This window comes from Roseofilum sp. KMC-1, from assembly GCF_057802075.1.
The window spans coordinates 4351470-4366659 of record NZ_CM173605.1; the positions used below are offsets into that span (position 1 = coordinate 4351470).

Below are 15190 nucleotides of genomic sequence, written 5' to 3' on the forward strand. Positions count from 1 at the left end.
AGTAGGTTTTCCTCGCGCAAACTCCAGAGGCATATATTAAGGACTAAAAGGACAAGTACCCGGCATTTGATCCTTGGGAATGGCATATTTGTAATCCTTGCCATAGGCAGAAGTAGCATTGTCAAACCCTCCCACCGTATCCTTAGCTTGAGCCGCACAGAGCAAGGTTTGCACCCAGTCATCATCCCGGTTTACTTGCCGGAAGAACTCATTGGGATCTGCTGTGGGCGGCATGGTGAACTGTTGGGAGAATAAGTCAGGTTGCTGAGTGAGCAACGCCACATCGAATCCCCAGTTACGCGCAGGAGGAGCGTAGTAGGGAACCAGACCCTCGCCATTAGTTGTTTGATAGCCTTGGATATAACCAAACTCCCCAGCAGGATTATCACGTTTAGAATTCGGAGCAATCCCACCATATTTCTCATCCATCAAAGTCGCAAAAGGCGCATCCCCATAAGCACTTCGAGCAAGCTGAATAAAGGAACCCAGCATATTGGTTGGGTTATTATCCTTATCGCCCTCTTTCCGCCAACTTTCCAGGAAGCGCGGATAGTTACCCAAACCGCCATTTTGATCTTGAGGTCTTCCCGGAGTATCCCCGGCGGTCATTACCAAGTTAAAGTCGGCTGAAGTTGTGGCGTGTTGCATCCAGTTAGAGATTCTAACGTTACGGTTGTTAGGCAATCCCTCTTTAGCAATATTGTTAGGGAAGTCACTTGTATCTTGGGGAGTACGGCTCGTCACTTGCAGTTGCAGCACGGGCACAAGGAGGGGTTGTTCCCCAGGGATAGTTCCCGTGAGTGAGTTGAGGTAGAATAACCCCTTCGCACTACTACCGAACCCATAGTAATCACCTGAAGGTGGGTTTGTTGTACCGCTAGTGGTTTTGAACCACAGGGCGTTGGGGACTGATGTGGGAAATCCAATGGATACAGTTACAGAAGTTGGTGGAGGACTTGGCGAAGGACTTGGCGAAGGACTTGGCGAAGGACTTGGCGAAGGACTTGGCGAAGGACTTGGTGAAGGACACCCACTCCCACTCTGTGGTTGTAGTTGTATAGATCCAAAATACTTAGCCTTAACTTCTCCAGGAACATTAACACACGCATGAGAATACAATGCTACTTTATCACTATTAATTCCTATGGCAATTGGAGTGTTGTTGTTCGTTAAAATCAGCGTGCCATCTTGCTTCCGAAGGAAAGCAACCCGACGAGGAAATCGTTGATCAGTAGCAGGAGTAGCGGTTGTCCCGTATTTAAGTTCTCCTTTCTTAGTTGTCCCAACGTTCAGTAGCGGAGGATCTATCTCCCAATCATCCGGGCCGCAGGCGGAGACGGGGAGTTTTTCGCAAATCTCCATCACATACTCTGGAAAGTTTACCCGGCGCTGAATGGGGGTGACGAAGTTGTTGAAGTAGGAACTTTGGTATGGGGGTAGGGGAACTGTTGATGTTACTTCTCTGTTCTTGAAACTCTTTTTGTAGTCATCGTCCTTGTACTCTTTTGAAAAGTCATCATCTTTGAATTCGCGGCTAGTGACAAAGTTATTATCAAAGAACCCATTCAACCGCCGTATGGCACGAGCTACCGTTGTTGGCGAGATTTTTGTTTCTTCTACTTCGTCAGCAGTATCGCCATCTAAATTCAGATCCATTGCATACTTAGGAGGCGTTGCTTTCAGATCCATGGGTGAGGCTTCACTCGCTTTTGTGATATCAATTTTTCCATCACGATTAGCATCAAATCCAACTGGAGAAGGAGAAACAACCTTAAACTCATACGCTGTATCTGACGGATTTTTCCACCACTTCGCCGGAGCATCCCAGTTCATCCGTAAATCATAATCACCATCCGAGCGGAACCCCTCTTGGAAATTACTAGAGAGCAGGGTAACCGCATCAGCAATCACCGTAGCGGGCCGCCAAGATTCACCATCCGTACAGGTAGGAAACTGGCCTTTACGACAGGCAAAATTCGGGTTAAGCTTATCTGCCGTTCGGCTATAGTCTAGATGAGTTCCCGTGGTAAATTCACCCTGCTTATGCTCGTTGAAATTGCCTTTGATATACACCGGCAAATTCGTCGCCAAAATCAACCCGCGCTCCTCCAGCCGATAATCTGTTTCCCGACTCAAGTCTTGACCATTGACCAGCATAATGGCATTGGGACGGCGATAGGGATCGAGGACGCTATCCTTAGAACTCAAAGCCTTATTACCCTGCACGCTATTATCCGGTACAGCATCCTCGCGGGTAGCATAGATAATGCCACTATTGGGGAACAGATACTCTTGCGTCGGCGTAGCAGACCCAAATTTAGTATCAGCCATCTTGCCTAAATCCAGAACAGTTGCCCGGATTTCTAGAGGTTGCCGCCGCTCAATGGGCAAATCATAATTGCTCTCAAATTTCTTATCATCATCAGCTTCAATCGCCTTGATTTCCCGTGCATCTAAGAAAGCAGTTTCATAGATAGTGCCCTTCGGAACTACATTGCTAGTATCTTCTGTTGCTCCCTTAAGTATACTAACAGCACAAAAGGCAGTATCAATGGCTGTTTTCTCAGATAGGGTTAATTTTTGTCCTGATCGTACTCCTCCCGTTGTCCAAGCTGTAGTACCCGGCATTTTTCCACCATCTAGTTCATGAAGAATGGGGTTAACCCAATTCCCATTGGGGAATCTGAGTTTAGCTTGGTATTCCAGGTATAGACCATACTCACTCCACTTATCTTTTGGCCAGGCGTAGACTACGCCATTGTCACTCTTTCCTGCTTTGTCAGGAACATTAGAGGTTGCCGAGCCTGAACCAGCATTACCACTTTCAGGATTGGTGGGATCGTAATAACTGCTCACACAAGCAATGGGTTCTTGATAATGTTCTCCACTGGGGTCAATGGGGTCATTGGGATCGTAGGGGTCACCCTTATCACTCGAAGGGTCTTTGTCATAGTGATAAACAGCCGTTGCTCGCATCTGCAAGTAGGGGTGTTTGCTTGTGCCACTGGTTCCTCCTATTGGTTGCCCTACCTCGTCGTAGATTTTTTCATTCCCTTTGGGCATGGGCATCCAGTCGGGCCAAGCGGTGTGAGTGAGAGGCCAATTCTCAGGATCAGGAGTTGGTGAAGAAAGAGCTGGGGTGGATTTGTCTTGCGGCAAATACAACCCTACCCCAGTGACGACTCGCAAACCCCCTACCGTATCAATTTTCGGATCTTGGGGTTTTTTAGCGGCCGCAAGTTCCCAGAAACCATCTCTATCCGTTGCGCCCAGTTCCGTGAGCGTGGTTACCTGAGAAGTCCGAGCGCGGATATTATTGGTAGTTTTCTTCCCATCCAGCGTAAACCACTTATTATCTTTCTTTTGCAGATCTTGTTCCCCGTTTTTGGTAAACTCCTGAGTCTGGCGGTTATAGACATATTCTGGTAAGTTGTTCCCAATTAAAACTCGATCTCCGACTAAATGCTCCTTACCATTGCGAAGGGTAGGATCGGAGGCTTTCGGATTACCCACATCTAGCACCAACCCCGTGCCACTTTTCGGTTTCATGTAAGTGCTTACATTATCATCTGGATCGACAGGATACATCCAACGGTTGGGGGGACGCAGGGGATTGAGTCCAGTAGTATCTGGTTCCCCTGTCCGATCCATCTCAAAGAATTTTTCAGCTTTAGCTTTATCTATTGTATTTATCGGATCAAGATTAGTTGTATTGACAAACCAAGCCAATCCACCCGCACCCACTTCTCCATAGGGAACACGACGAGTCCGCTGTCTGAAATACACCTCTAGTTCTTGATCGCGAACCTCCTCAAATACCAGGTCAGCATTGGCTTGCATTTTGCCTTCAATACTATTAATTACCCCTTGAGGAATAGCTGGAGGGAATTTAGTAATTTTAAACTCCTCTCCCTTTTTGTCATTGTCGTCCCAGTCTCCCAGGAGAACGGCAGCCTTCACCATGTAATCAATCCGCTCCTGATAAGCAAAGGTATTACTGGCAACAGCCTGACCTCCTTTCGCCGTAATACTTTTCTCATTCTTCCCAAGGGCTTCTTTCTCTTCTGGGTCTTCCCCTTTCCCTTTAAAGAGATCGATCAAAGCATTTTTATTATCATCATCCTCATTGACTTGTCCGTTCGCCAAGTTTCCTCCCACTAAAACCTTACTGATTTCTTCTTCATAAAAACAAGAATCAGGGCTACTGACTAGCCAGAGACGCACGGTTTCTCCCCGATCTCCAATCAATAAACTACCATTACTAAAAACTCGTCCATTGAGTTGTAATCCTGCACCAGGGAGGATTTCTAAGTCATCTTCATAGACAACAGCATTGTTAGCGAGGGGAATGCGACTCCTGTCTTGCTGATATTCAATGGCAGAAAATCCACCGGCTCCTTGGAATTCTTCGTAGAGCTTCTCATCTAAAACTTTCGTTCCACTAGTATCGTTAAGGCTAGTAATGGGGACGTTAGCGGCATAAACATTAATACTTTTCTTCAGTTTATTATCAATTTTCAGCCAGCCACTCGTTCCCACCTTACTAGCAGAAGTCACCACGCTGGTCTGACAGCGCGAGGGTTTCTGCCCTTCACTCATGGGGGAAGTACGGGCTTCTAGGGGATACCGGGGGCGCTCCTCTTCTCCAGGACTGTTGGCGAGGTAAATAGCATAGAGGGTAAAGGTATCGAATTTCCCATTATTGTTGGTATCTACAGGAAATTTCCACGCCGTCACTAAAGATTCTGGCCTCTCTCTGCTGATTTTGCCATCTTTCTTATCCTGATCTTCTGTGTCTTCTACCCCAATTTTAGTATCCTTATCTGCATTAGAAACGAGGACTAAGGGAGTTTCATCACCAAAAGTATAAGTAGTATCAATGCTACCTGCAAAAACCTCTAGAAGAGCATCATCAGAGGGCGTACCCCGTCCTGCCAAAGCAGGGTCACTAAAGAGCTTATCTATCTTCGCCTTTGCCCGCTCTAAGGCAGGAACAGCAGCATTTAACGTCGCTTCATTTACCCGGAAATTTTGAGCATTTTTGCCTCGGTCTGTGGAGCGCAACAACATAGCAAGGGTGAGCAACGATACCACCAGCATCACCATAGTGACGGTGGGGAGGACAAACCCCGCTTGTCGCCCCTGTCCGACTCGGAAAAGCCCCCCTAGTCCTCGTCGGAGGAAATGGGAGAGCAATCGACTTAGGGTTCGTCCTAGGTTGAGGAAACTATTCCGGATGGGTCTGAGTAGGCGTTGGATAGACATAGAAGCTGTCCTGGATGTGGAAGAGATGCGATATAAGCCCCGATTTGGGTCGCCACTAGGGCGGTTGAAATTTGAGAAGAATGGGAGATTCTCGCGAGGGGGTAGAGAGCAAGATGCTCGGACTACTCGGTTGGGTTAAGAAGGATCGAGAATCGGTATTTAGGGATTCTCCTCTCTGTCTTAACAAATTTTTGCGGTAACCATCAACTGTGAATTCACCGTTGATGTCCGATTTGCCTTGGGAATGGCAAGCTACTACCCTAGGTTTAGCTTACCCAAGGGAGAAGGAGAAATTAATAGGTAGAAATTAATAGCGGTGGGGGGCGGGTTTCGCTGCGCGACATACAGGGTTGATGTTGGGTGTCCTATATTTGGGGAAAACCCGCCCCTACAGGGTTTTTGGTCTGTTGTTAAGATGAGTTATTTGGGGGGGTTTGGAGACCAAACCCCTATAGGTTCGACTGAATTAATATTGGTTGAGGTCGATTCCGGCTTCTTTAGCCATGGCTTGGAGTCCTTTGGTCTCTAGGGTTTTGATGGCTTTGGTGGAGAGTTTGAGTCTAACCCAACGGTTGCCTTCAGACCACCAGACGCGCTTGCTCTGAAGGTTAACTTCTTGGCGTTTTTTGGTGCGTCTGTGGGAGTGGGAGATGGCGAAGCCGTTGTTAGCTTTTTTCTGGGTGAGTTGACAGATACGGGACATGGGTTACCTCTTTTTTTGCTGCAATCCCTTATTGTAGCGCTACGCGCTGGTAATGGGTAATGGGTAATGGGTGATGGGGAATTGGTCAACAAGCGAGCAAGATGCTCGCACTCCCTCCATTCCCCCATTCCCCTATTCCCCTATTCCCCTATTCCCCTATTCCCCCATTCCCCTATTCCCCCATTCCCCTATTCCCCCATTCCCCTATTCTTCCTGGTTCATGAGGCGATCGATTTCGTCTTTGTATTCGGGGGGCGCGAGGGTGGTGGCGCTGGCGAAGAGGGGTTTGGCTTGGTCGGGTTTGCCTTGACGTTGGAGGACGATCGCCTTTCCCAACAGGGGACGAAAGTCAGTTTTATTGTCTTCTATGGCTTGATCGTAGACGGCGATCGCCTCTTCATAGCGTTCTAAGTCAGCATACACGCGCCCTAACAGGAGTTTAACCGAGGCAGTATCGATGGTTCCGGCTTTGAGTTGATTAGCTTGGGGTGCTTTTTTGAGGGTTTCTTCTAATACCCCGATCGCCGCTTGGGGATTTTGTTGTCTGAGTTGTAGGTCAACCAATGCTTGCAGAGCGCTCATTTCTCCGGGTTTTTCCGTTAAGATTTGGCGATAGATCTGTGCGGCACTGTCGGGTTCTCCGGTGTAATTCTTGGCTTCTGCTAAGAGGATGCGATACTGAAGATCTTGGGGGTTAAGTTGGACTAACTTTTCTAAAGGGGCGATCGCCCCTTTAATATCCCGTAATTCTAAGCGCACATCCAACAATCCCCGCAACACACTTTGATTATCCGGTTCCCGCTCCAAAACCAACTGATACCCTCGTTCCTGAGCTTCTAATTTTGCCTGTCGAGACTCCACTGCTGGCATAGGGGAAGCATTAGAATTGACCGCAGTGGAAGCGCGGAAGGCTTCGGTTAGGGGAGGAATAGTAGAAACCCCCAACAAGGCGACCACAGCTAAAATCAAAATGGCATTGATTACCCAACTACTACGCTTAATCGTCACACCAAATCCCTCGAACTCTTCTAGCCATTGTAGGGGAATGGGGGAATAGGGGAGTGGGGGAGTGGGGGAGTGGGGGAATGGGGGAATGGGGGAATATGGAAATAGTGCGGATTTAGTGGGTCAGGGCTTGCATAGAGCAATGGGAAATCCAACCCTTGCTATAATAGGCTTTTCCTAAAGATCTCCCTCAGCTTTATGCTGGGCTTCTTAAGTGAAAAGATCTATCTCCTATCCAGCCCTCACCCCTTGATCGAGCATGTTTTCTCCTACTTCTGCATCTTCTCCCTTATCCTCAGAGCAGGCATTTCAACCGATTCCTGCTCCCTCTGAACCCTTACAATATCGAGCCATTGGTTTAATTCGAGGCCGGTATTATGCTGGAGATCATTTAACCCAAGGGACGCTAGTGGCTTCAGATGGTACAGAAATTGATGCGGTTTTACTCGGCCGGATGATGAGTTTGCTCAAAAAACACTTAGATTTAGAAGTAGAACATCTCTGGGTGGTTTATCCTCGTACCCGTGAAAAAGAGGAAAATTTGCATACCCAGATTTTGGGAGTCTGGGAACCGGAAACCCTCGATTCACCTGAATTTGCCGATCGCAATCTACATCCCTTAATGGGTGATAATTATTTTTCCATTCGTGGGGAAGTGATATTTCATGCTTCAGAAACGGGAGAAGTGAAAGTTAGAATTAATCAAGCACCGCGCAAAAAAGGGGAAAAACCGCGATCGTTTAAGCTCACCCTGAAAGGCTCTTTAATCGGTAAAGCACTACACCATTTTTGGGAATTTCATGTGGTGAGAGAGGGATCGGAGTTGGTGATTCAAGAGGCTCTATGTATCGCACCCGTGCCCAGAGACCCCAGATCCCGATCGCCGCGGCCTATGGGCCGTCCGCGAAGAGGAGCTTATTTTAAGCCCCGAAGTGTGGGCACACCTAAACCGATTTTGCCCAGTTCTGGATCGCCGCGTCCCCAGATTAGGCTTCCCCATCCGATGGATCGGCGACAGTCTACCCCAGAGTCTTAAAGGTGGTAGCGATCGCCATTTGTCCAGGATTTCATCCGCCTTCCTTAACCGATGAGTTTCTAGAAGTGGTGGATCTGCCCATAGCAAAGGTCAGATCTACCGCTTTTCCCATTGACGGCTACAGGGTATTTCAGGAGTGGGTGGCAGCTTGGGGAAATCCCAGAGAATGCAGTCATCAAATTACAGTAATTAGCTACAGTGCTGGAGGGGTAGGGGCGATCGCCGCCAGTTGGCTTTGGCATCAAGCCGGAGGTCAGATTCAAGCCCTAATTGCTCTCGATGCCTGGGGAGTAGTATTAACTGGGCCGTTTCCCATTTATCGCCTCAGCCATGATTATTTCACCCATTGTAGTTCTAGTCTTTTGGGAACAGGTAATGGCGGATTTTATGCCGATCCAGCAGTGGATCACTGGGAATTATGGCGATCGCCAGATCGAGCCATCGGTTATGGTCAAATCTACGGCCAGACTTTATGGCAAAAAATGACCGCCTGTGAATTTATAGCCCTTTGCGCCAAACCTACCAAAGAGGCAAAATGGGGGTAATACTTTCCTGATTCGATGGCGATACATTACTCCAACTTTCGGAACGCACCTCTTCAGAATCAACGGTTTTGACCAAAGTCATCTGTTCAGGATCGATAATTTCAGAGGAGCCATCCCATTCATTTTCCTGCTTTCCAGAGGCGATCGCCGGACTAAACCAAACTAAAGCCGTACTACCACTAGCCCCCAAAATAACCACTAGAGGAACAAACTCGCTTTTCACCACTTTTACAATCGGAATACAAATCGCTAACATCGCCACCGCACAGGGCCAAATGATCGCAGTAGCGGCAATTTTTGCCCCTCGACCTCCAGAATGGCGTTCCACTCGATGCACTTGTTTAACCATGGACTCAACCTCCAATTGAGGAAATAGGGAATAGGTAAACGACTTGCTTGCACAACAGAAAATCTTTCTCCTCAAAGGGTATACTATAGCAGTTTCCTCTCGAAGAGATCCCCCTACTTTATCTTCCATGACCCGTGATTTTTCTTCTCTTCACTCCCCCAACCGTTTACTGACAGTTGAGCGCCGGATCGATCGCTTCGTAGCTCTGGGATTCCTGGTCGCTGCTCTCATACTATTTATGATTAATTTAGGAGGAGTACCCTTAAGAGATTGGGATGAAGGAACCATCGCCCAAGTTGCCCGCAATATCAGCCGCTCTCCCAGTTGGCAAGGTTGGTTATTTCCCACCTTATCCGGATTACCCTATTTTAATAAACCGCCCCTAGTCCATTGGTTGATTGCCCTAATGTATCAATCCGTAGGAGTCAGTGAATGGGCCACTCGTTTACCTTCGGCACTGCTGAGTGCGATCGCCGTTCCCCTATTTTATAGTCTCAGTTTAGAATTATTTCGCCAACGACTCCCCGCCCTTTTTTCCACCCTGATCTATTTAACCTTATTACCCGTAGTTCGCCATGGCCGATTAGCCATGCTAGATGGGCCGGTTTTATGTTTTTTGCTGCTGATGATGCTATTTACGCTGAAGGGACGGCGAAATCTCCGCTATAGTCTGGGTTTAGGCTTAGGGTTAGGTTTAATTGCTTTAACTAAAAGTATTTTAGCCCTCTTGTTGGGGGCGATCGCCCTCCTTTTTTTAGCCTGGGATACTCCCCGTTTACTCAAGTCCACTTATCTATGGCTAGGCATTATCTTTGGCCTAATTCCCGTTACCCTTTGGTATAGCCTACAACTAATCCATTATGGCAATCCCTTTTTAGAAACCGGATTAGTTCATCAGTCCTTGAGTCGCATTTGGCAGTCCGTAGAAAACCGTTCTGGCCCCCCATGGTATTATCTACTGGAAATTCTCAAGCTATCCCTTCCCTGGTTATTGATATTTATTCCCGGTCTAAGATTAGCCTGGCAACATCGCAGCTTAAGTTGGGGAAAATTGGTTTTAGTCTGGGCAGGAGTTTATTTTACAGCCATCTCTATGATGAGTACCAAATTACCTTGGTATGTTCTCCCTTTATATCCCGCCTTAGCTTTAGCCGGTGGAGCGCAACTAACGGAAATTTGGCGAGCTTATTCTGAAGGTATGCCCCGATTAAAAAAGCAGTTCATTAAAACCTTAACCTGGAGTTTTTACACTTTAGCAGTAGGAGCTTGGGGCGCTACCCTATATGTTATGGTTGCCCAACGGTTTTCCAGTTGGATGATTCCAGCACTTTTTGCTTCCATTGCCGTTACCTTCACCGTCGTTAGCCTTTTATGCCAACAGCGCGATTATCAGTTTATTGGTATTTTGGCATGGGGATCTTATGTCTCTTTGCTGCTCTTGATGACTTCCCCGGTTTGGGTTTGGGAGCTTCAGGAAGGATTTGCCGTTAAACCTGTGGCTGCAATCCTCATTACCCATACTCCTATTCAACAACCCATTATGACGAATTATCCCTATGGCCGTCCTTCTCTGGATTTTTATAGCGATCGCCGCCTCATTCCGGCTCACTTCGACCAAATTCTGCAAGCTTGGTCTCAATATCCCCAACCCTATCTCCTGTTGGATCAACAAGGATTAGAAGCACTCGAAGCCAGATTTCCCCAACAAGTGCAACGGTTAGGAGAGGCAGAAGGCTGGACATTAGTGACCAAACTTTCAGGAGTTTCTCTTTAGAATTAAAGTTCTAATTCCTGATGTAGCGATCGCATTATCTCGCTTCCCTCTTCCATCCAATGGGGTATGGGATTCTCTAGCGGTTTCAGCCGTTCCATACCAGCTAGGGCAAAACTAAACAGAACAATACTAACCATCACCGTCATCCAATAGGGAGGGGTAGCGCTGCCAAAATCTCTGATTACCCTAGCCAAGGGATGACTTTGGCGGCGCAGTAATTGACTGGAAATAAAGGGTTTCAATATAAATGGATCGCGCACATAATGGCCACTCTTGGTCACCACTAATCGTTGATGACAATGGGGACAGATATACAATCCACTCTTGAACTGTCCTAAAGGTAAGACCTGGACTCGATGACAGACGGGACAAGTCGGGGAGTGACTCTCAAAATTAAATGTATCTGCATTCATTGCACTTATGCGTTGAAAACCCTTTTTATTCTACCCCAGGCCTAGGGAGAAATCAGGTTAAGAATCCTTACTCTTTTGAAGCGGTCTCCAGATTAGCTGTGTTCTGGAGTCTTTTTCCTGTATTTCTCCCTTGAACCCGAATTCACGGGCGTGGATTCAGGATGTGTAATTGCCCATTGGTCGATCCGGAACGAGGCGCAAAGGTCTATTCTGAGGCGCTATCTTCTCCTCCAATTTGCTTGAGATGAATATGTTTACGACCTAAAGAAATTTCAAACTCATCACCCGGTTTAAGGGACATCTGCTTGGTGTAAGCTGCACCAATGAGTAAGTTCCCATTGGATTGAACACTAATTCGATAGCTGGCACTGCGTCCACCCCGCCCATTAGATGAGTTTTTCCCATCCAGCTCAATCCCTTCTGCATCGATCAATGCATTCAGGAATTTCATCATATTCACCCGCTCTACCCCACTCTTAGTGAAGGTACAGTAGCCACATTCTTTTGCTTTCTCCTCTTTGCTCAGGTTTTCTAGCTCTTTAACCTTGGTGACTAACTCTTGACCGACTAGAGGCTTCATTTTTTCTTTTTTACTCATCACTTAACGACTCAACTTAGAACTGTTTTCAGTTTAACTGATATTTGCCGAAAAAAAAACGGGTTTTCTTTCCACCGGCTAGTAACAATATATTACAACACCCCGAACCAAAGTTAACCCATGTCAAAATAAAATCGTGACCTTTAGCCACCCCATCCTAACTGAGGGATAGTAAGTGATTCCATCAAGGTCATAAGCCACCTAATATCCCTGATAGATTGCCCTGACGATGAAGTTGACAACCCGTGGCCATTACAGTGTTAAGGCTCTCTTAGATTTAACGTTACAACCGGGCTATGGCCCATCATCTGTGCAGGCGATCGCCACTCGTCAAGATATCTCCGCGGCCTATTTAGAAAAACTCCTAATCCAACTGCGAGAAGCCGGTCTAGTTTATTCCGTTCGAGGGGCCCAAGGAGGCTATGGTTTAGCCCATAAACCGGCCCATATTTCTCTGGGGCAAATTCTGGAAGCTGTCGGTGAAAGCTTACCCTCTCTAGCTGATTCTCCTCCCCATAGCAATCAAGTAGAAGACTGGGTAACCTATAGTTTATGGAATCGCCTCCATCAAAAACTTAAAGAATCCCTGTATACTATTTCCCTACAAGATCTGTACTTTGATGCTCGCAGTTGGCAAGCGAACCAAGGAGAAGCCAGTAATTTTGTGGTTTAGTTCAAAAACTTATGCTCTTCTTCTGGCCCCAGATCCCATTAGCAATCGCCTCAATTCTCGATTATATCATCGGCGATCCTTGGGATTGGCCCCATCCGGTTCAACTCATGGGAAAATCGATCGGCCTGGGTACAGGGTTTATCCTCAAATGCTGCCACTCTCCCCAGAGCCAACGGTGGGCAGGAGTTATCTTAGGTCTTACAGTTATAGGCCTGGCTGCCCTAGTTAGTGATAGAATCATCCGACTAGCTACCCCTGTCCATCCGCTCCTAGGAATGGCGATCGAAAGCATACTTTTAGCCAGTTGTTTTGCCGGAAGAAGCTTACACAATGCTGCCTTAGATGTTCTCAAACCTCTACAAGCAGGAGATCTCGACACAGCTCGCCAAAAGCTGAGTTTGTATGTGGGCCGAGATACCCAAACCCTTGATGAAGCAGAAATTCTCCGGGCCGTCCTAGAAACGATTGCTGAAAATGCCATTGATGGTGTGACAGCGCCCCTATTCTATGCTATTTTAGGCAGTTTAATTCCCGGTTTAGGGGCTGTTCCTCTGGCCATGGGCTATAAAGCCGCCAGTACCTTAGATTCCATGATTGGCTATCGAGAACTCCCCTACTTATATATAGGTTGGTTTAGTGCCAAATTGGAAGACTTGCTCACCTGGCTGCCCTGTCGCTTAACTGTTATCACCCTGGGCCTATTATCCGGTCAATTTAAAAAAGTTTGGGCCCTATGTCAACGGGATGCAGTGCATGACCCTAGCCCCAATTCTGGATGGAGTGAATGTGTCTATGCGGCCATTTTAGGGGTTCAATTAGGGGGAGTCAATACCTATCGAGGAACGATCAAAATTAAACCCCCTTTAGGCGATCCAATCTACCCCATTAGCTCCAGTTCGATCCACCAAGCCCTAACCCTAACCCGCTCCTGTTTTTTAGTCTGGTTAGGACTAGGGATTGCTTTAGGATTACTCTTATTCCAACTCTAGGATTAGGGCGTTGATGCTCCTGGCTTTTTTCAGACAGATCCTTGATAATCAAAACATCCCTCTAACCCAACTTCCCCCCATTCTTTCCTCTGGCGGTGCAATCATGACAGCTCAAATTGTTGAAATTCTGGATGCTGACGAAATTCGTCGAACCTTAACCCGGTTAGCCTGCCAAATTATTGAAAAATCGGGGGAATTGTCCCAACTGGTGTTATTGGGTATCCACACTCGCGGAGTGCCTTTAGCCCATTTAATTGCTGAACAAATCCTGTTGTTGGAACAGACCTCGATTGCGGTAGGTGCATTGGATGTGACGTTTTATCGGGATGACTTAGATCAAATTGGGGTGAGAACGCCAGCTAAAACGGAAATTCCCCTAGATTTATCGGGTAAAACGGTGGTTTTAGTGGATGATGTGATCTATAAGGGGCGAACGATTCGAGCAGCCCTGAATGCGGTGAGTGATTATGGGAGACCGGCAGAAATTTGGTTGGTGGTGTTGGTGGATAGGGGCCATCGAGAGTTACCGATTCACCCGGATTTTACGGGGAAACAGTTACCGACTTCTAGGGAGGAGCAGGTGAAGGTTTATTTAAAAGAGGTGGATGGCCGGGATGCTGTGGAGTTGCAGCGCTTTGTTCTGTAAACTAGGGGCGAAAAAAGCTCCGGTTTCGATGTCGATCGCCACAATCCTACTATGCAGAGGAGATCTATAGCGTTTCCATGGGCCGACAAAAAGGATAAACTGACTCTGTATAATGCCCCCAATTGAACTTTATGGTTACTTCTCCTTCTGCTCCTACGGATATCGAAACTCGTAAAGCCGATCATCTGCGGATCTGTCTGGAAGATGATGTGCAATTCCGACGCACGACTTCTGGATTCGAGCAGTATCGGTTCATCCATGATTGTGTACCGGATTGGGATTATGACCAACTCCAGGTGCAGACCTCGTTTCTGGGCAAATCTTTGGGGTCTCCCTTTTTGATCTCTTCAATGACGGGGGGAACCGAGCAAGCAAAACGGGTGAATTTCCGCTTGGCTGCTTTGGCTCAGGAGTATGGTTTGGCGATGGGGGTGGGGTCGCAACGGGTGGCAGTGGAAAAACCGGATGTGGCGGATACCTTTAATGTGCGGAAAGTAGCCCCAGATATCCTGTTATTGGCGAACTTGGGGGCAGTGCAATTTAACTATGGCTATGGGGTGGAGCAGTGTCAACGGGTGGTAGATCTCTTAGAAGCGGATGCCCTGATTTTACATTTGAATCCGTTGCAAGAATGTATTCAAACTCGTGGGGATAAGAATTTTAAGGGATTGCTGCCGAAAATTGCCCAGGTTTGCGAGAAGTTGTCTGTACCGGTGATTGCTAAAGAGGTAGGCAATGGGATTTCTGCTCGTTGCGCTCAACGGTTGCTTGATGCAGGGGTACAGGCGATTGATGTGGCGGGTGCGGGGGGAACATCTTGGGCGAAGGTGGAGAGCAAGCGGGCGGAAAATCCGCTACAGCGCCGTTTGGGGCAAACGTTTGGCGATTGGGGGATGCCGACGGCTGAGTGTTTGGTGCAGATTCGGCAGATGAATCGCTCCATACCCTTGATTGCTTCGGGTGGCTTGAGGACGGGTTTAGATGGGGCCAAGGCGATTGCCTTGGGAGCCGATCTGGTTGGCTTGGCTTGGCCCTTTCTGCAAGCGGCCGAGCAAGGGGAAGAGGCGTTAAGAGAATTGGCTGAGGTGTTGATTGCGGAACTGAAAACGGTGCTATTCTGTACGGGTCATGGCGATCTGAGTTCCCTAAAATACGCCCAGAGTTTACAAAAAATGTCATGATCGAGCGATATGC

At 47.5% G+C, this 15190-nt stretch carries 13 protein-coding genes; 7 read left to right on the forward strand and 6 right to left on the reverse strand.

Annotated elements, in window-relative coordinates:
• Positions 1-36: 36 nt before the first annotated feature.
• From hpsA to AC3FZD_RS20045, 3 genes are all read right to left on the reverse strand, one after another.
• Positions 37-5265, reverse strand: a complete 5229-nt coding sequence (gene hpsA, locus AC3FZD_RS20035; RefSeq protein WP_488737710.1) for a hormogonium polysaccharide biosynthesis protein HpsA — start codon at positions 5263-5265, stop codon at positions 37-39.
• 466 nt (positions 5266-5731) lie between these two features.
• Positions 5732-5968, reverse strand: coding sequence for a 50S ribosomal protein L28 (rpmB, locus tag AC3FZD_RS20040; RefSeq protein WP_488737711.1), 237 nt, complete (start codon positions 5966-5968; stop codon positions 5732-5734).
• A gap of 204 nt (positions 5969-6172) precedes the next feature.
• The gene (locus tag AC3FZD_RS20045) at positions 6173-6976 is read right to left on the reverse strand and encodes a tetratricopeptide repeat protein (protein WP_488737712.1); all 804 of its coding nucleotides are present in this window, start codon (positions 6974-6976) and stop codon (positions 6173-6175) included.
• A gap of 256 nt (positions 6977-7232) precedes the next feature.
• Between AC3FZD_RS20045 and AC3FZD_RS20050 the strand changes: the two genes are divergently transcribed.
• Positions 7233-8009 carry a hypothetical protein gene (locus tag AC3FZD_RS20050; protein WP_488737713.1) on the forward strand — a complete coding sequence of 259 codons (777 nt, stop codon included), beginning with the start codon at positions 7233-7235 and terminating at the stop codon, positions 8007-8009.
• 2 nt (positions 8010-8011) lie between these two features.
• The gene (locus tag AC3FZD_RS20055) at positions 8012-8554 is read left to right on the forward strand and encodes a hypothetical protein (protein ID WP_488737714.1); all 543 of its coding nucleotides are present in this window, start codon (positions 8012-8014) and stop codon (positions 8552-8554) included.
• Here AC3FZD_RS20055 and AC3FZD_RS20060 read toward each other — a convergent pair.
• Positions 8529-8903: a hypothetical protein gene (locus AC3FZD_RS20060; RefSeq protein WP_488737715.1), complete on the reverse strand. Its 375-nt coding sequence runs from the start codon at positions 8901-8903 to the stop codon at positions 8529-8531. The genes AC3FZD_RS20055 and AC3FZD_RS20060 overlap by 26 nt on opposite strands.
• Positions 8904-9030: 127 nt before the next feature.
• Here AC3FZD_RS20060 and AC3FZD_RS20065 point away from each other — a divergent pair, with 127 nt between their 5' ends.
• Entirely contained in the window at positions 9031-10677 is a 1647-nt protein-coding gene (locus AC3FZD_RS20065; protein ID WP_488737716.1) for an ArnT family glycosyltransferase, read from the forward strand.
• Positions 10678-10679: 2 nt separating this feature from the next.
• Here AC3FZD_RS20065 and AC3FZD_RS20070 read toward each other — a convergent pair whose 3' ends face one another.
• On the reverse strand, positions 10680-11090 hold the full coding sequence (locus AC3FZD_RS20070; RefSeq protein WP_488737717.1) for a hypothetical protein: 411 nt from the start codon (positions 11088-11090) through the stop codon (positions 10680-10682).
• Positions 11091-11295: 205 nt separating this feature from the next.
• Complete coding sequence (locus tag AC3FZD_RS20075) at positions 11296-11688, reverse strand: AbrB family transcriptional regulator (protein WP_488737718.1); 393 nt, start codon at positions 11686-11688, stop codon at positions 11296-11298.
• Positions 11689-11917: 229 nt separating this feature from the next.
• On the opposite strand from AC3FZD_RS20075, the gene AC3FZD_RS20080 reads away from it, so the two are divergent.
• The 4 genes from AC3FZD_RS20080 to fni all read left to right on the forward strand — a co-directional run bounded on the left by AC3FZD_RS20080 (position 11918) and on the right by fni (position 15177).
• Complete coding sequence (locus AC3FZD_RS20080; protein ID WP_488737719.1) at positions 11918-12361, forward strand: Rrf2 family transcriptional regulator; 444 nt, start codon at positions 11918-11920, stop codon at positions 12359-12361.
• A gap of 11 nt (positions 12362-12372) precedes the next feature.
• Entirely contained in the window at positions 12373-13350 is a 978-nt protein-coding gene (cbiB, locus tag AC3FZD_RS20085) for an adenosylcobinamide-phosphate synthase CbiB (protein ID WP_488737720.1), read from the forward strand.
• Between the two features lie 103 nt (positions 13351-13453).
• Positions 13454-13996 (forward strand): bifunctional pyr operon transcriptional regulator/uracil phosphoribosyltransferase PyrR, encoded by a 543-nt coding sequence (gene pyrR / locus AC3FZD_RS20090; RefSeq protein ID WP_488737721.1) that lies wholly within the window; start codon positions 13454-13456, stop codon positions 13994-13996.
• A 131-nt stretch (positions 13997-14127) separates the two neighbouring features.
• A complete protein-coding gene (gene fni / locus AC3FZD_RS20095; RefSeq protein WP_488737722.1) occupies positions 14128-15177 on the forward strand; it encodes a type 2 isopentenyl-diphosphate Delta-isomerase in 1050 nt (349 codons plus the stop codon).
• Positions 15178-15190: the final 13 nt, after the last annotated feature.